The 15,287-nt window shown below is 67.8% G+C and carries 16 protein-coding genes; 15 read left to right on the forward strand and 1 reads right to left on the reverse strand.

Annotated features, from left to right (window positions below; all coding sequences use genetic code 11):
- Nucleotides 1-158: 158 nt before the first annotated feature.
- From ACZ1JS_RS04135 to ftsZ, 4 genes are all read left to right on the forward strand, one after another.
- Nucleotides 159-1,082 (forward strand): D-alanine--D-alanine ligase, encoded by a 924-nt coding sequence (locus ACZ1JS_RS04135; protein WP_465167837.1) that lies wholly within the window; start codon nucleotides 159-161, stop codon nucleotides 1,080-1,082.
- Nucleotides 1,079-2,008, forward strand: a complete 930-nt coding sequence (locus ACZ1JS_RS04140) for a cell division protein FtsQ/DivIB (RefSeq protein ID WP_242115854.1) — start codon at nucleotides 1,079-1,081, stop codon at nucleotides 2,006-2,008. The genes ACZ1JS_RS04135 and ACZ1JS_RS04140 overlap by 4 nt, the downstream gene beginning before the upstream one ends.
- A 12-nt stretch (nucleotides 2,009-2,020) precedes the next feature.
- Complete coding sequence (gene ftsA / locus ACZ1JS_RS04145; protein ID WP_465167838.1) at nucleotides 2,021-3,280, forward strand: cell division protein FtsA; 1,260 nt, start codon at nucleotides 2,021-2,023, stop codon at nucleotides 3,278-3,280.
- 104 nt (nucleotides 3,281-3,384) lie between these two features.
- Nucleotides 3,385-4,905 carry a cell division protein FtsZ gene (gene ftsZ / locus ACZ1JS_RS04150; protein WP_465167839.1) on the forward strand — a complete coding sequence of 507 codons (1,521 nt, stop codon included), beginning with the start codon at nucleotides 3,385-3,387 and terminating at the stop codon, nucleotides 4,903-4,905.
- Nucleotides 4,906-5,054: 149 nt separating this feature from the next.
- Here the strand turns inward: ftsZ and ACZ1JS_RS04155 are convergent, their stop codons facing one another.
- The gene (locus ACZ1JS_RS04155) at nucleotides 5,055-5,207 is read right to left on the reverse strand and encodes a hypothetical protein (protein WP_465167840.1); all 153 of its coding nucleotides are present in this window, start codon (nucleotides 5,205-5,207) and stop codon (nucleotides 5,055-5,057) included.
- A gap of 18 nt (nucleotides 5,208-5,225) precedes the next feature.
- On the opposite strand from ACZ1JS_RS04155, the gene ACZ1JS_RS04160 reads away from it, so the two are divergent.
- The 11 genes from ACZ1JS_RS04160 to tatC all read left to right on the forward strand — a co-directional run bounded on the left by ACZ1JS_RS04160 (nucleotide 5,226) and on the right by tatC (nucleotide 15,237).
- Nucleotides 5,226-7,115, forward strand: coding sequence for an SPOR domain-containing protein (locus ACZ1JS_RS04160; protein ID WP_465167841.1), 1,890 nt, complete (start codon nucleotides 5,226-5,228; stop codon nucleotides 7,113-7,115).
- Complete coding sequence (locus ACZ1JS_RS04165; protein ID WP_465167842.1) at nucleotides 7,112-8,272, forward strand: deoxyguanosinetriphosphate triphosphohydrolase; 1,161 nt, start codon at nucleotides 7,112-7,114, stop codon at nucleotides 8,270-8,272. Before ACZ1JS_RS04160 ends, ACZ1JS_RS04165 begins: the two co-directional genes overlap by 4 nt.
- Nucleotides 8,273-8,345: 73 nt before the next feature.
- Nucleotides 8,346-10,073, forward strand: coding sequence for an arginine--tRNA ligase (gene argS, locus ACZ1JS_RS04170; RefSeq protein ID WP_465167843.1), 1,728 nt, complete (start codon nucleotides 8,346-8,348; stop codon nucleotides 10,071-10,073).
- Complete coding sequence (locus tag ACZ1JS_RS04175; RefSeq protein ID WP_465167844.1) at nucleotides 10,073-10,804, forward strand: SPOR domain-containing protein; 732 nt, start codon at nucleotides 10,073-10,075, stop codon at nucleotides 10,802-10,804. Before argS ends, ACZ1JS_RS04175 begins: the two co-directional genes overlap by 1 nt.
- A gap of 59 nt (nucleotides 10,805-10,863) precedes the next feature.
- Nucleotides 10,864-11,868, forward strand: coding sequence for a beta-N-acetylhexosaminidase (gene nagZ, locus ACZ1JS_RS04180; protein WP_465167845.1), 1,005 nt, complete (start codon nucleotides 10,864-10,866; stop codon nucleotides 11,866-11,868).
- 70 nt (nucleotides 11,869-11,938) lie between these two features.
- Nucleotides 11,939-12,364 carry a hypothetical protein gene (locus tag ACZ1JS_RS04185; protein ID WP_465167846.1) on the forward strand — a complete coding sequence of 142 codons (426 nt, stop codon included), beginning with the start codon at nucleotides 11,939-11,941 and terminating at the stop codon, nucleotides 12,362-12,364.
- A gap of 33 nt (nucleotides 12,365-12,397) precedes the next feature.
- Nucleotides 12,398-13,129, forward strand: a complete 732-nt coding sequence (locus ACZ1JS_RS04190) for a segregation and condensation protein A (RefSeq protein ID WP_465167847.1) — start codon at nucleotides 12,398-12,400, stop codon at nucleotides 13,127-13,129.
- Complete coding sequence (gene scpB, locus ACZ1JS_RS04195; protein ID WP_465167848.1) at nucleotides 13,126-13,692, forward strand: SMC-Scp complex subunit ScpB; 567 nt, start codon at nucleotides 13,126-13,128, stop codon at nucleotides 13,690-13,692. Before ACZ1JS_RS04190 ends, scpB begins: the two co-directional genes overlap by 4 nt.
- A 38-nt stretch (nucleotides 13,693-13,730) precedes the next feature.
- Nucleotides 13,731-14,015, forward strand: a complete 285-nt coding sequence (locus ACZ1JS_RS04200) for a twin-arginine translocase TatA/TatE family subunit (protein WP_345876222.1) — start codon at nucleotides 13,731-13,733, stop codon at nucleotides 14,013-14,015.
- Between the two features lie 47 nt (nucleotides 14,016-14,062).
- Nucleotides 14,063-14,464, forward strand: a complete 402-nt coding sequence (tatB, locus tag ACZ1JS_RS04205) for a Sec-independent protein translocase protein TatB (protein ID WP_465167849.1) — start codon at nucleotides 14,063-14,065, stop codon at nucleotides 14,462-14,464.
- On the forward strand, nucleotides 14,461-15,237 hold the full coding sequence (gene tatC, locus ACZ1JS_RS04210) for a twin-arginine translocase subunit TatC (RefSeq protein WP_242115841.1): 777 nt from the start codon (nucleotides 14,461-14,463) through the stop codon (nucleotides 15,235-15,237). The genes tatB and tatC overlap by 4 nt, the downstream gene beginning before the upstream one ends.
- Nucleotides 15,238-15,287 lie beyond the last annotated feature (50 nt).

Below are 15,287 nucleotides of genomic sequence, written 5' to 3' on the forward strand. Positions count from 1 at the left end.
AACCCGTTCGCTTCGAGCGGAGGTTCGAGCGCAGTCGAGAACCGAAGTCGAGAAGGCCGCGCCTGGGGTAACCCGTTCTCGACGGACGCTTCTCGACTTCGCTCGAAGCTGCTCGAACCGAACGGGTTTGTGATCGAAACGACAAAGGAACCGACCGCGTGACCGACCCCCTGCACATCGTCGTCCTCATGGGTGGCTGGTCGTCGGAACGCGAAGTCTCGCTCATGTCCGGCAACGGCGTGGCGACCGCGCTCGAATCGCTCGGCCACCGCGTCACCCGCATCGACATGGACCGCAACATCGCCGCGCGCCTGACCGAAGCGAAGCCCGACCTCGTTTTCAACGCGCTGCACGGATCGCCCGGCGAGGACGGCACGGTGCAGGGCATGATGGATCTGATGGGGCTGCGCTACACGCATAGCGGCCTCGCCACCTCGGTCATCGCCATCGACAAGGTGCTGACCAAGCACGCGCTCGTCCCCGCCGGCGTCCCCATGCCCGGCGGCCGGATCGTCAAGACCGCCGAACTCCACGAACGCGACCCGCTGCCCCGCCCGTACGTCCTGAAACCCGTTAGTGAGGGCTCCTCGGTCGGCGTCGCCATCGTCACCGACGACAGCAACTATGGCAATCCGATCGCCGCCGACGCAAAAGGCCCGTGGCAGGAATTCGACGAACTCCTCGCCGAACCCTTTATCCGTGGCCGCGAACTGACCACCGCCGTGCTTGGCGACCGCGCACTGGGCGTCACCGAATTGAAGCCCAAGAGCGGCTTCTACGATTACGACAGCAAATATACCGACGGCCTGACCGAGCATGTCTGCCCCGCCGACATTCCCGACGATATCGCGCAGGCGTGCATGGCCTATGCCGTCACCGCCCACCGCGTGCTGGGGTGCAAGGGTGCGTCGCGCACCGACTTCCGCTGGGACGACACGCAGGGCATCGACGGCCTGTTCATCCTCGAAACCAATACCCAGCCCGGCATGACGCCGCTCAGCCTCGTTCCCGAACAGGCGCGCCATGTCGGCATGAGCTACGAACAACTCGTCGGCTGGATCGTGGAAGAGGCGATGCGATGACCCAGACCGGCAAGCGCGTCGTCCAGACCCGCACCGTCAAGCCCAAGCGCCGCGTCCAGCAGAAGCGCCCGGTCCGCGCCTCGGTCCTTGATCAGGCGGTCGCGGCGCTGCCCGGCGGTGCCGCCACCGCCCGCCGCATCGTCGGCTGGAGCCTGACCGCCGGCGCCGGCGCGATCGTCATCGCGCTCGCCAACTGGTTCGGACTGTTCGGCATGGTCGGCGTCGCCGCCGCCGAAGCGGTCGGATCGGCGGGCTTCCGCGTCGAACAGATCGAAGTGACCGGCCTGAAGCGCATGGACGCGACCTCGGTCTATGCCGTCGCGCTCGATCAGCGCTCGCGGGCGATGCCGCTGGTCGACCTCGACGCGACGCGACAGAAGCTGCTCGGCTATGGCTGGATCGCCGATGCCCGCGTCTCGCGCCGCCTGCCCGATACGCTGGTCGTCGACGTCGTCGAACGCGATCCGGCGGCGGTGTGGCAGAACAAGGGGCAGTTGATGCTGATCGACGAGGGCGGCGTGCTCCTCGACGGCGTACAGCCCAACCGCATGCCGCGCCTGCCGCTGGTGATCGGCGACGGCGCCAATGCGCAGGAACCGGCCTATCGCAAGCTGATGGCCGCCGCGCCCGCGCTCAAACCGGTGGTGAAGGCGGCGGTATGGGTCGGCAATCGCCGCTGGGACATCCTGTTCCAGACCGGCGAGCGGCTGGTCCTGCCCGAAGGGGACGCCGAATCGGCAAAGGCGCTGGTCAAGTTCGCACAGTTGGACGGCACGCTCGGCCTGCTCGGCAAGGGCTATGACCGGTTCGACCTGCGCGATCCGACCAAGCTGGTCGTGCGGATGAAGCATGCGACGCCGAACGAGGTCGAGGATGACGGGTCGGACAATCAGGCGGCGGCGGCACCGCTGACCGACGCCGACTGAACAGGGGGGCATATGGCGAAGACGGCACCGGAAGGAATCATCACCGCACTCGACATCGGCACGTCGAAAGTGTCGGCACTGATCGCGCGCGCCGACGACAGCGGCGAACTGACCGTGCTCGGCACCGGCCAGCGCGAGAGCCGCGGCGTCAAGCGCGGCTATATCGCGGACATGAAGGCGACCGAGACGGCGGTCCGCGAGGCGGTCGAACAGGCCGAACGCATCGCCGGCTTCAACATCGAGGATGTGTGGGTCAGCTTCTCGGCGGGCGGCCTCGTGTCCGATATCGTCAAGCTGGAGGTCGATCTCGGCGGCCACCGCGTCGAACAGTCCGACATCGATGCGCTGCTGAAGGCCGGCCGCAACGCCATCGATCCGGGACAGCGCATGGTGCTGCACGCGCAACCGATGCGCTACACGCTCGACGGGCTTGGCGGAGTGAAGGAGCCGAAGGGGCTGCACGCCGACCGGTTGGGCGTCGAGATCCATGTCGTCGCGACCGAAGGCTCGCCGGTCCGCAATCTCGACCTGTGCGTCCGTTCGGCGCATCTCGAAACCAAATCGATCGTCGCTGCCCCCGTCGCGACCGGGCTTGCCTGTCTGTCGGAGGAGGAGCGCGAACTGGGCGTGGCGCTGGTCGAAATCGGCGCGGGCATCACCAACGTCTCGGTCTTCGCCAATGGCGTGCTGACCGGCCTCGCTTCGATCGCGATGGGTGCCAGCGACATCACCGACGACGTCGCCTCCGCCTTCGGCACCAACCGCGCACAGGCCGAACGGCTCAAATGCTTCTACGGGTCGGCCAACATGAGCCCGCGCGACAATCACGACATGATCGAGGTCGCACCGGTCCGTGCCGATGAGGATTCGGAGGGAACGCGCATCACCCGCGCGCAGCTCATCACCACCATCCGCCAGCGGCTCGAACGGCTGGTCGGCGAGATCGGCAAGGAACTGCGCCGGCTGAACTTCGACGATCCGGTCGGGCGACAGGTCGTGCTGACCGGCGGCGGGGCCGAGTTGAAGGGGATTGCCGACTATGCGCAGCAGGCGCTGGGCCGCCCGGTCCGCGTCGGTCGTGCGCGCGGGCTGACCGCGCTGCCGGAGGCGCATTCCGGCCCCGGCTTCGCCACGCTCGCCGGACTGGCCATGTTCGCCGCGTCGAACCCGGTGGATTTGCGTGCGTTACAACCGACGCAGCAAATGGTATCGCGTCCCAGCACGGGGGCGCTGTTCCAACGGCTGCTGACGGCATTTCGCGCCAACTATTGACTTTTTATTACCATCGGGCCGCGGGGGACTAGGATCGCCTCGCCGCTTGATGCACAACGGCATGGTAATTGTGCCCGGTGCCGGCCGGGACAGGGAGACCGAGTATGAGCATCGAATTTCTGGCACCCGACGTGGATGAACTGACCCCGCGCATTACCGTGATCGGGGTCGGCGGTGCCGGCGGCAACGCGATCGCGAACATGATCCGTGCCGAGGTGCAGGGGGTCGAGTTCCTCGTCGCCAACACCGACGCGCAGGCGCTGAAACAGTCGTCGGCGCCGCAGCGTATCCAGCTTGGCGCCAAGATCACCCAGGGCCTGGGTGCCGGCAGCCGTCCGGAAATCGGCCGCGCCGCTGCCGAGGAAACGATCGAGCAGGTCCAGAAGAGCCTCGAAGGCGCGCATATGTGCTTCATCGCCGCTGGCATGGGCGGCGGCACCGGCACCGGTGCGGCCCCGGTGATCGCGAAGGCTGCGCGCGAAATGGGCATCCTGACCGTCGGCGTCGTGACCCGTCCGTTCGCGTTCGAGGGCAAGCGCCGCGCGAAGTCGGCCGAGGCCGGCATCGAGGAACTGCAGAAATATGTCGATACGCTGATCGTCATCCCGAACCAGAATCTGTTCCTGATCGCCAACGCCAACACGACCTTCAAACAGGCCTTCGAAATGGCCGACGAAGTGTTGCAGCAGGGCGTGCGCGGCATCACCGACCTGATGGTCATGCCGGGCCTCATCAACCTCGACTTCGCCGACGTCCGTTCGGTGATGCAGGAGATGGGCAAGGCGATGATGGGCACCGGCGAGGCCGAAGGTGACAATCGCGCGATCGAGGCGGCGCAGCAGGCGATCGCCAACCCGCTGCTCGACGGCGTGTCGCTGAACGGTGCCAAGGGCGTGATCGTGTCGATCACCGGCGGCGACGACATGCGCCTGCTCGAAGTGGACGAGGCCGCGAACCATATTCGCGAACTGGTCGACGACGACGCCAACATCATCTGGGGTTCGGCGTTCAACAGCGAACTCGAGGGCAAGATCCGCGTCTCGGTCGTCGCGACCGGCATCGAGGACGAGGCTCCGTCGCAGGCGCAGCCCGCGCCGGCCCAGCCCGAACCGACCCGCGCCTTCTCGTTCAACGCGCCGCGTCGTCCGGCTGCTGCCGCGCCGGTAGCGCCGAGCGGTGCCGCTGCCGACCATCTGCAGGAAGCACCCGCGCCCGCGCCGATGGAGCGTTTTCCGCAGGGCGTGAGCCAGCCGTCGGTGTCGGAACGGATCGTGCCGCATTCGACCTATGACGCGCCTCAGCACATGCCGCCGCAGGCACCGGTGCAACCTTCGCACGCCGATGAGGACGAACTGGTGCTCGGTGCCGAGGCTGCGGCACCTGCGCCCGCGCCAACCCCGGCGAGCGATTTCGGTGCCTCGTCCAGCGAAGGCCGCCGCCGCTGGCTGACCCCGGACACCCCCGCCGAACCAGCCCCGCGCGAGGAAGCGGCGCCGACCCGCAAGCCCGGCGGCACGCTGTTCGAACGCATGGCCAATGCCGGCCGCGCCCCCGCACGCGGCACCGACGATGGCAAGGAACCGCTGGACATCCCGCGCTTCCTCCACCGCCAGAACAACCAGTAACCCCACCGCCCCGCGACCGGCATCGCGGGGCAAGGGTTTGATCGGTTCAAATCCTCCCCGCCCCGCGGGGAGGGGGACCGTCCGCAGGACGGTGGAGGGGGATCGCCCCACCCGAAACGCCCGAAACTTTCCTATCCGCAAGAACCCTGTCAGACTCGAATGCGGCGCCAGCCGCCTTCCCGGTCGCTCTGCAACACCTCGTTACGTGTAACCTTCGTCACCTTCGCCGCCCGTTCGTCGCCACGACCACTCGCTTCGTCGCCGACCCCGCCCAACCGCCATTCCCGGTTCAGCCGCGACATGGTGTAGCGAAGCCATCCATGACCCGATTCCCGCTCCTGCCCGCGACCGCCCTGCTGCTCGCCACCGCCGCCCCGCTCCCCGTCGCGGCGCAGTCCGGCGCGATCGTCCAGTCCGTGACGACCCCCAACGCCGACCGCCTGTCCGAACAGATGCGCATCCTGGGTCGCAACCCCAACGACGTATCGGCGTTGGTGGAAGCCGGGCGTCTCAGCGGCAAGCTCGGCGACACCGACGCCGCGATGCAGTTCCTCGCCCGCGCCGAAAAGGTCGCGGCCAGCGACCCCCGCATCCGCGCCGCCCGCGCAGTCGCGCTGGTGGGCATGGAGCGACCGGGGGAGGCGCTCGCCCTGTTCGCCTCGGCCGAACGCGCCGGGGTGGCGATGACGCCCTATCTGGCGGAACGCGGCCTCGCCTATGACCTGCTCGGGCAGGGCGCACTGGCGCAGGCCGATTACCGGCAGGCGCTGCGCGCAGGGGAGGATGACGAGGTCACCCGCCGCCTCGCGCTGTCGCTCGGCATCGACGGTAATCTGGCGGAGGCGACGAAAGTCCTGAACCCGCTGCTCGTGCAGAACGACCGCGCCGCATGGCGGGTGCGTGCCTTCACCCTCGCCATGTCCGGGGATGCGGCGGGTGCGGACAAGATCACCGCCAGCATGCTGCCGGGCTTTGCCGCCAGCCTTTCGCCCTTCTTCCGCCGGCTGCCGCAACTGGCGGGCGCCGACCGTGCCTTTGCGGTGCATTTCGGCCGTCTGGCGCCCACGCCCGAACGGATCGCTGACGCCCGACTCGCGCCGTCCTTCCCCGCACCGGTTCGCGCGACCGCCCCGGTAGCGGTCGCCGCCGCGACACCGGCGCCCGCTCCGGTTCGTCAGCCCAGCGCCGCCGAACGCCGCCGTCAGGCTGCCGCCGAACAGGCGCGCAGCACGGCGGAGGCGCAGGCCCGGCAACTGGCACAGGCCAGAGCCGACGAGACCGCCCGCCGCGAATCGCTGGCCCGCCTGAACGCCGAACGGGCGGCGCAGGCGCAGCGCGAACGCGATGCGCAGCAACTCGCCGCCCAACAGGCCGAACAGGCGCGCATTGCCGAAGCGACCCGGCTGGAGGCCGAACGCGTCGCCGCGCGGCAGGTCGAGGAACGCCGTCTCGCCGCCGCCGCACTTGCCGAACGCGACCGGCAGGCACAGGCTGCGCGCCCGCCGGTCCAGGTCGCCGCCGCGCCGGTGCCGGTCACCGTCGTCGACCGCCCCACCGCAACGCCGTCGGCGACGCCGACCGTCTCCACCGCCGCCGCGACCGTCGCCGGCCGCCGCGACTCGAACGACGACGTCCTCGCGCGGATCATCCGCAACCTCGACATCCCGGCCTCCGAACTCGGCGTCGGCCCGCCGCCGGCACCCGCCGCCCCCGCCACCAGCACGACCTTCGCCGCCGACGCCGAAGCGGCACGTCGTGTCGCCGCCAAGCGCGAAGCGGACGAACGCGCCGCCGAACTCGCCAAGGCCGCCGAGGCCAAGAAGCTCGCCGCCGCCCGCGCGGCCGCTGCCAAAAAGGCCGCCGACGCGAAGAAGCTGGCCGAAGAGAAGAAGGCCGAAGCGGCGGAGGCGGCCAGGCTCGCCGCCGCCAAGCGCGCCGACCCCGAACGCCATTGGGTGCAGGTGGCCGGTGGCGCGAACGTCGCGGGGCTGCCCGCCGCCTGGGCAGTGATGGCCGGAAAGGCGCCCGCGCTGAAGGGGCGGCAGGCATGGACCACGCCGCTGCGCGCGACCAATCGCCTGCTGACCGGTCCGTTCAAGACCGATGACGAGGCGCAGGCGTTCGTCAATACGCTGCGCAAATCGGGGGTGCAGGCCTTCGCCTTTACCAGCGAGGTGGGTCAGAAGGTTACCCGGGTGCCGATCAAGTGACGGCCCCCTATGCCGCGAACCCGCATGCCCATGGCGGTCGGCTGCACCCCGAACCGGGCGATGCGACGCGTGGTCCGCGCGACGCGTTCCAGCGCGATCGCGATCGGGTCATTCATTCGATCAGCTTCCGTCGCCTGCGTCACAAGACGCAGGTGTTCATGGCGCCCGACGGCGACCATTTCCGCGTCCGGCTGACCCATAGCCTCGAAGTCGCGCAGATTGGCCGTGCCGTCGCCCGCACGCTGGGACTGAACGAGGATCTGACCGAGGCGCTGTGCCTTGCCCATGATATCGGCCATCCGCCGTTCGGCCATGCCGGCGAGGATGCGCTGGAGGCGGCGATGGCCGCGCATGGCGGCTTCGACCATAATGGCCAGACGCTGCGGACGCTGACCTGGCTCGACAGCCCCTATCCGCGCTGGCGGGGGCTGAACCTGACCTGGGACACGCTGGAGGGGCTGGCCAAGCATAACGGCCCGATCCCGACGCCCGGCTGGGCCTTGGCGCAGGCGGACGCCGCTCACGGTCTCCGCCTGAACGAATGGCCCTCGCTCGAGGCGCAGATCGCGGCGATCGCCGACGACATCGCCTATGACAATCACGACATCGACGATGGCCTGCGCGCCGGCTTGCTGACACTCGACCAGTTGCTCAGCGTACCGTTCGTCGCGGCCGGATGGGACGCCGTGCGCAAACGCTTCCCCGACGTGGCCCCCGAGCGGCTGGTCGGCGAACTTACCCGGTCGCAGATCGGGGCGATGGTCAACGACCTGATCGCCGAGACGCAGCGCCGCGTCGCCGCCGCCGGTGTCGAGACCGTCGCCGATGTCCGCAGCGCCGGCCAGTGCCTTGCCCATTTCTCTCCCGAAATGGCGGAGCAGGAGCGAACGCTGAAGCGCTTCATGTACGCCAATCTCTATCATCACCCGCGACAATTGGCCGCGGCGGACATGGCGGGGCGGGTGGTGTCGGGACTGTTCGCCGCCTATCACGACGATCCTCGGGCGATGCACGATGGCTGGCATATGACGCTTCCCGAGGCCGAACCCGATCGCAGCCGCCACATTGCCGATTTCATCGCCGGTATGACCGATCGCTATGCCGTTCGTTGCTATCGCGAGGTCGTTGGACCGATCTGCCTCCCCGAGGGGTTCTGACCGCATAGCAGCTTTTGCCTAAGTCGACCCTTTCCGCTAAGCGGCGCGGTTCCACCAACCGACCGGAACCGCCATGACGCTGTACCCCCGTTTCTTCGCCCATCTCGACCGCGCGCTCGATACGCTCGTCGCACGCGGCGACCTGCCGGCGGGACTGGAGCGACGCGCGGTCACGGTTGAGCCGCCCCGCGACACGAGCCATGGCGACCTGTCGACCAACGCGGCGATGGTGCTCGCCAAGCCCGCCAAGACCAATCCGCGCGCGCTGGCCGAATTGCTGGTCGCCGAACTGGCGGGCCTGCCCGAAGTCGCTTCTGCGTCGGTCGCCGGACCGGGCTTCATCAACCTGACGCTGACCGACGCGACGTGGCGCGGTGAACTCACTGCGATAGCCGAGGCCGGCGACGACTATGGCCGGTCGCAGGCGGGGGCCGGGACGGTCGTGAACATCGAATATGTCTCGGCCAACCCGACCGGCCCGATGCATATGGGCCATTGCCGCGGCGCGGTGGTCGGCGATGCGCTGGCCAGCCTGCTCGAATGGAACGGCGCGCGCGTCGTCCGCGAATATTATGTCAACGATGCCGGCGGCCAGGTCGCCGTCCTCGCCCGTTCGGTGCATCTGCGCTACCGCGAGGCGTTGGGCGAGACGGTGACCATTCCCGAGGGGCTGTATCCCGGCGACTATCTGGTCCCGGTGGGGCAGGCGCTCGCCGCCGAATTCGGCGACCGCTACGTGAACGCGCCTGAAGAGGAATGGCTGGTGCTGTTCCGCACCCGCGCCGTCGCGGCGATGCTTGCCATGATCAAGGCCGATCTGAAGTTGCTCGGCATCGAACATGACGTCTTTTCCTCCGAAGCCGAATTGCAGGCGGCGAAAAAGCCTGAAGCCGCCGAGGCATGGCTGCGCGAACGCGACCTCGTCTATGACGGTGTCCTCGAAGCGCCGAAGGGCGAGACGCCCGAGGATTGGGAACCGGTCGAGCTGCCGCTGTTCCGCTCCACGAAGTTCGGCGACGATCAGGACCGCCCGATCAAGAAGTCGGACGGCAGCTGGACCTATTTCGGTGCCGACCTCGCCTATCATTTCCAAAAGGCCGAGGGGGTCGATCAGCTAATCGACATCTGGGGCGCGGACCATGCCGGTACCGTCAAGCGGATCGTCGCGGCGGTGCAGGCGCTGACCGAGGGCAAGACCCGCTTCGACGTCAAGCTGGTGCAGATGGTGCGGCTGCTGCGTGGCGGCGAGCCGGTCAAGATGTCGAAGCGCGCCGGCAATTTCGTGACGCTCGCCGATGTCGTGAACGAAGTCGGCAAGGACGTCGTCCGCTTCACGATGCTGACCCGCAAGGCCGATGCGCAGATGGACTTCGACTTCGCCAAGGTGGTCGAGGCGTCGAAGGACAATCCGGTCTTCTACGTCCAATATGCCCATGCCCGCGTGCATTCGCTGGCGCGGCGTGCGGCAGAGGCGGGAATTGCCGTTGCCGACGATGCCGACCTGTCCCGTCTCGATACGGTCGAACTGGCGCTGGTGAAGCGTGCGGCGCAGTTTCCGCGCATGGTGGAAAGCGCGGCGGCGGTCCGCGAGCCGCACCGCATCGCCTTTTATCTCTATGACCTCGCGGCGGAATTCCACGCGGCGTGGAACCTCGGTAATGACGACCCGTCGCGCCGCTATCTTCAGCCCGATGATCCGGCGCTGACACAGGCGCGGCTTTTCCTTGCGCGCGCGATCGGGCAGATTATTCGCAACGGCCTTGCTATCATGGGGGTCGAGGCGGTTAAGGAGATGAAATAATGGCGGATTCGATCGCGTCCGGCGATCCCGACCACGAACGTCTGCCATGGTTGGAAAGCGCCGATCCGGAACCGGATGCGCCGCGTCCGGTGTGGCGGACGGTCCTGCTGGTGTTGATCGGGTTGCTCATGGTGGCCGCGATCGTCTTTGCCTTGTTGCGCCAGCGCGACGCGCCGACCGCCAGCGGCACCGGCGACCTGATCGCTGCACCCAACGAGCCGTACAAGACGCGCGCCGAGGGTAGCGACGGGATGCAGGTGACCGGCGACAGCGACACTGCCATCGCCACCAGCGAAGGGGCGACTGGCGGCAACGCCTCGGTCAATCTCAACGCGGTGCCCGAGGCGCCGGTGCAGGGCAGCGCCGCCGCGCCTGCCGCCGCCCCGGCGAACAGCGGTACCGGCCGTGTCGCCACGGCGGTGCCGACGACGACGCAGCGGCTCGAGGCCCGCGCCCCGGCGGCTGCCGCGCCTGCGCCGGCGGCGGCGGGTGCCGGCGGTTCGGTGGTGCAACTGGGTTCGTTCCCCAGCGAGGCCGTGGCGAATACCGCATGGAACCAGCTGTCGCGCCGCTTCGGCTATCTCGCCCCGCTCGGCAAATCGGTGCAGGTCGCGGAGGTGAAGGGCAAGACTGTTTATCGCCTGCGCGTCAACGCCGGCAGCGCCAACCAGGCATCGGACCTGTGCGGCAAGCTGAAACTGGCCGGAGAGAATTGCTTTATCGCGCGATGAGATAGGCTGATGACCGGGGTTGGTTGTCGTGCCGGGCTGGCTGCGCTAGCCCGGCACCTATGAAGCCTGTGATCTTTGGCCTGTCCGGCCCGACGCTGACCGCCGACGAAGCCGCGTTGTTCCGCGAAGCCGATCCGCTCGGCTATATCCTGTTCGCTCGCAACTGCGTCGACCGCGATCAGATGCGCGCGCTGACGGACGCGTTGCGCGATCTGTCGGGGCGGGCCGATGTCCCGATCCTGATCGATCAGGAGGGCGGGCGCGTCGCGCGGATGCGCGCTCCCGAATGGCCCGCCTTTCCCGCTCCCGCCGCCTTTGCCGCGCTGTACGATCGTGCACCGTCGTCGGCGATCGCGGCGGCCAAGGCGAACGGGCAGGCGATCGGCACGATGCTGGCGGAGGTCGGGGTGAACGTCGATGCGCTGCCGCTGCTCGACGTGGCGCAACCCGATATGACCGGCGCGATCGGCGACCGCAGCTATGGTGCCGATCCGATGCAGGTCGCCGCCCTCGGCCGTGCTACGCTCGACGGGCTGGCGGCGGCGGGTGTGGTCGGCATCGTCAAGCATATGCCGGGTCATGGCCGGGCACGGGTCGACAGTCATCACGAACTGCCCCGCGTCGATGCGTCGGACGCCGAACTGGCGAGCGACCTGCAACCCTTCGTCACGCTCGCCCACGCACCGATGGCGATGACCGCGCATGTCGTCTTCTCGGCATGGGACGCGGACCGCCCCGCCACGCTGTCGCCGACCGTAATCGGTGAGATCATCCGCGAGCGGATCGGCTTCGACGGCCTGTTGATGACCGACGATATCGACATGAAGGCTTTGTCTGGCACGCCGGCGGAAAAGGCTGCAGCGGCGATCGCTGCCGGATGCGACGTCGTGCTCGATTGCTGGGCTCGTATGGCGGAGATGACGGCCATCGCCGACCGTCTCGATGCCATCGCCCCCAGGTCGCGGGCGCGACTCGATCGGGCGATGGCGGGCGCCGGCCTTGGGTCGGAGGTGCCGTTCGCCGAACTGATCGCCAAGCGCGATGCTTTGCTGGCACTTGCCTGAAACCGTCCGGCATTAACGATTCGCTAACCATGATTACCGCAGTCCTGCGGCGGTTTCAGGGGGGAGAACGTTGTCGTCGATCGAGCCGCTGCCGTTGCAGCATAGCTGGCCGTTGTTTGAAGCCGGCGTTCGCCTGCCGCTTGGCGCGGTGCATGACCTGACCGTTCCGCTCGCCGCGCCTGCCTTTCGCTGCGACCTCGGCCGCGACTGTCTGTACTGGTCCGACGGCATCTTCGCGCTCTATGGCCTGCCGGTCGGCCGCACGCCCGAACGCGCACTGGTGCAGTCGCTGTTCGATGGCGAGACCCGGTGGAAGCTGCAGCGGCTTGCCGCCTATGCGATCAAGCACCGGCGCGGCGTGACTGTCGACGCCGAACTGCACCCGCTCGACGTCGCCCGCCGCTGGCTGCGGATCACCGCCGTGCCCGATCCCGCCGCGCACGGGCGACCGATCCTTTACGGCACGCAGAGCGACGTGACGCACGAATATCGGTGACGGCCCCGGCATCGCGCGGATAGGGTCGCGACCATGGAAGCCGATGCGCCGGTACTGACAATCGAACTGGACGGATGGGAAGGCCCGCTCGACCTGTTGCTGGCACTTGCCCGCACGCAGAAGGTCGACCTGCGGCGCATTTCGATCCTCGCGCTGGTCGAGCAATATCTGCGCTGGATCGATCGCGCGGCGGCGTTGCGGCTTGAACTGGCGGCCGACTGGCTGGTGATGGCGGCATGGCTCGCCTATCTGAAATCAGCGCTGCTGCTCCCGCGCGAGCCGGACATGGACCCGGACCCCGAGGAACTGGCGCTGCGCCTGCAACTTCGGCTCGAACGGCTCGATGCGATGCGCGAGGCGGGTGCCCGGCTGCTGGCTCGCGACCGGATCGGGCGCGACGTCTTTACCCGCGGTGATCCCGAAGGGTTGCACATCGTCCGCAAGGCGCGCTGGGATGCCAGCCTCTACGAGCTGATCGGCGCCTATGGCCGGGTCAGCGCGCGTACGCGGCCCGTGTTGCATGTCGTACGACACCGCCCGGTAATGACGCTGGAGGTCGCGATCGCGCGGGTCGAGACGATGCTTGCTACTGCCATCGACTGGACCCTGATCGGTGATTTCCTGCCGGCCGATGCCGACGAACGCTTCCGTCGCTCGGCGCTGGCCTCGACCTTTCTCGCGACGCTGGAACTGGCGCGACAGGGCAGGGTGGCGATCCGTCAGGACGCGCCGTTCGGGCCGATCGAACTCCGGCCGATCGCATGACCGATCCGTTCGTGCGCGCCGTGGAAGCGGTGCTGTTCGCCAGCGAGACGCCGCTGACCGCCACGATGATCGCCGCCTATGTCGGTGACGGCGATGTTCGCGCCGCGCTGGCAACTATTCAGGCCGACCATGCCGGGCGCGGCTTCGGACTGGTTCGGCGCGGCGAGCATTGGCATTTTGAAACCGCCCCGGACCTCGCCCATTTCCTGCGCCGCGACCGCGACGAATCGCGCAAACTGTCGCGCGCGGCGATCGAGACGCTGGCGATCATCGCCTATCACGAGCCTGCCACCCGCGCGGATATCGAATCGATCCGCGGCGTACAGATATCGAAGGGGACGATCGACGTGCTGCTCGCCGCCGGCTGGGTCCGTCCGGCGGGGCGGCGCGAGGTGCCCGGACGTCCGCTCACGTACGCAACGACGCCGGCATTTCTCGACCATTTCGGGCTGAACAGTCGCCGCGACCTCCCCGGTATCGACGATCTGCGCGCCGCCGGGCTGCTCGAACCAATCGACGATGCTTTTGCAACCATGCTGGAAAGCGGCGACGATAGCGACTAAGTGAGCCGGAACGATCCGTTTCGTGTGGAGTGTGGACGATGGGTGGTCTTAGCATTTGGCACTGGCTTATCGTCGGCGTCCTGGTCCTGTTGCTGTTCGGCAAGGGGCGTTTTTCCGACATGATGGGCGATGTGGCGAAGGGGCTGAAAAGCTTCAAAAAGGGTATGGCCGAGGATGACGAGGTGCCGCCGCCGCCGGCGCGCCCGCGCGAACGGCTGGAACAGCGTCCGGTCGACGATCGCTACGATCACGATCCGGCCCCGCGCGATCCGGCGTATCGCGACGTTTCGCGCGACACCGACCGTCCGCACGGCGACCGCTGATTCCCTGCCAACCGGCGGGCCGCGTGCCCGCCTGAACCCGAGCGCCGATGTTCGATATCGCACCTACCGAATTGATGGTCGTCGCGCTCGTCGCGCTGGTCGTCATCGGCCCTAAGGACTTGCCCAAGGCGATGCGTTTCGTCGGCCACTGGGTCGGCAAGGCGCGCGGTGTCGCGCGCCAGTTCCGCTCGGGCTTCGACACGATGGTCCGCGAGGCCGAACTGGCCGAGATGGAAAAGAAATGGGCGGAGGAAAACGCCCGGATCATGCGCGAGCATCCGACCACGGATACGCCCGTCCATCCGGTCGACGCGCCGTCCCCGCCGCCGCCGGTTCATGATCCGGTGCCACCGGAGCATCAGGGGGCGCCGGTGATGGTCGAGCGCCCCGAACTGCGCGAAGGTCCCGCCGACCAACCGCCCGCCGCCGACGGCAAGGCCACGTCATGAACGATATCGACGACAGCCAGGCACCGTTGCTCGACCATCTGGTCGAACTGCGTCGGCGTTTGCTCTACTCGGTGGTCGCGGTCGCGATCTGTTTCGGCGTGTGCTTCTATTTTTCCGAACAGATTTTGACATTTCTGGTGAAGCCGCTGCTCGCCGCAGGGCAGAAGCGCGTCATCTTCACGCAGATTTTCGAAGCGTTCTTCGTACAGATCAAGGTCGCGTTCTTCGCAGCGATGATGCTCGCCTTTCCGGTGATCGCGAACCAGCTGTGGCAATTTGTGGCACCCGGCCTGTACCGCAACGAGAAGCGCGCGCTGTTCCCGTTCCTGCTTGCGACACCGATCCTGTTCATCGCGGGCGCCGCGCTCGCTTACTATGTGACCATCCCGGTCGCGCTGCATTTCCTGCTCGGCTATCAGGGCAATCTGGGCGGCGTGCAGCAGGAAGCGCTTCCTTCGGTCGAGAACTATCTGTCGTTCGTCATGCAGTTTCTGTTCGCGTTCGGCCTCGCCTTCCTGCTGCCGGTGCTGCTGATGCTGCTGGAGTTGGCCGGGATCGTCACCCGCAAGCAACTGGTCGGCGCGCGCCGCTATGCGATCGTCGCTGCCTTCGCCATAGCGGCAGTAGCCACGCCGCCGGATATCGGGTCGCAATTCCTGCTCGCGGTACCGCTGATCTTGCTGTACGAGCTGGCGCTTATCGCGATCTGGTTTACCGAGAAGCGTCGCGCGAAGCGCGATCCCGACGCTGCCGGCGATGAAGAGACCGCCTGACACGGCACCTCGTGGTATGCGGTCGATCGCCGCCACGGTACGCTGATTGG

The sequence above is a fragment of the Sphingomonas sp. BL-S-05 genome, assembly GCF_055521695.1.

Bases quoted from the DNA above. Each gene is read 5' to 3' on its own strand.
- ACZ1JS_RS04140 (WP_242115854.1), top strand. From the start codon at position 1,079: ATGACCCAGACCGGCAAGCGCGTCGTCCAGACCCGCACCGTCAAGCCC.
- ftsA (WP_465167838.1), top strand. From the start codon at position 2,021: ATGGCGAAGACGGCACCGGAAGGAATCATCACCGCACTCGACATCGGC.
- ftsZ (WP_465167839.1), top strand. From the start codon at position 3,385: ATGAGCATCGAATTTCTGGCACCCGACGTGGATGAACTGACCCCGCGC.
- ACZ1JS_RS04155 (WP_465167840.1), bottom strand. From the start codon at position 5,207: ATGTCGCGGCTGAACCGGGAATGGCGGTTGGGCGGGGTCGGCGACGAA.
- ACZ1JS_RS04160 (WP_465167841.1), top strand. From the start codon at position 5,226: ATGACCCGATTCCCGCTCCTGCCCGCGACCGCCCTGCTGCTCGCCACC.
- argS (WP_465167843.1), top strand. From the start codon at position 8,346: ATGACGCTGTACCCCCGTTTCTTCGCCCATCTCGACCGCGCGCTCGAT.
- ACZ1JS_RS04175 (WP_465167844.1), top strand. From the start codon at position 10,073: ATGGCGGATTCGATCGCGTCCGGCGATCCCGACCACGAACGTCTGCCA.
- nagZ (WP_465167845.1), top strand. From the start codon at position 10,864: ATGAAGCCTGTGATCTTTGGCCTGTCCGGCCCGACGCTGACCGCCGAC.
- ACZ1JS_RS04190 (WP_465167847.1), top strand. From the start codon at position 12,398: ATGGAAGCCGATGCGCCGGTACTGACAATCGAACTGGACGGATGGGAA.
- scpB (WP_465167848.1), top strand. From the start codon at position 13,126: ATGACCGATCCGTTCGTGCGCGCCGTGGAAGCGGTGCTGTTCGCCAGC.
- ACZ1JS_RS04200 (WP_345876222.1), top strand. From the start codon at position 13,731: ATGGGTGGTCTTAGCATTTGGCACTGGCTTATCGTCGGCGTCCTGGTC.
- tatB (WP_465167849.1), top strand. From the start codon at position 14,063: ATGTTCGATATCGCACCTACCGAATTGATGGTCGTCGCGCTCGTCGCG.
- tatC (WP_242115841.1), top strand. From the start codon at position 14,461: ATGAACGATATCGACGACAGCCAGGCACCGTTGCTCGACCATCTGGTC.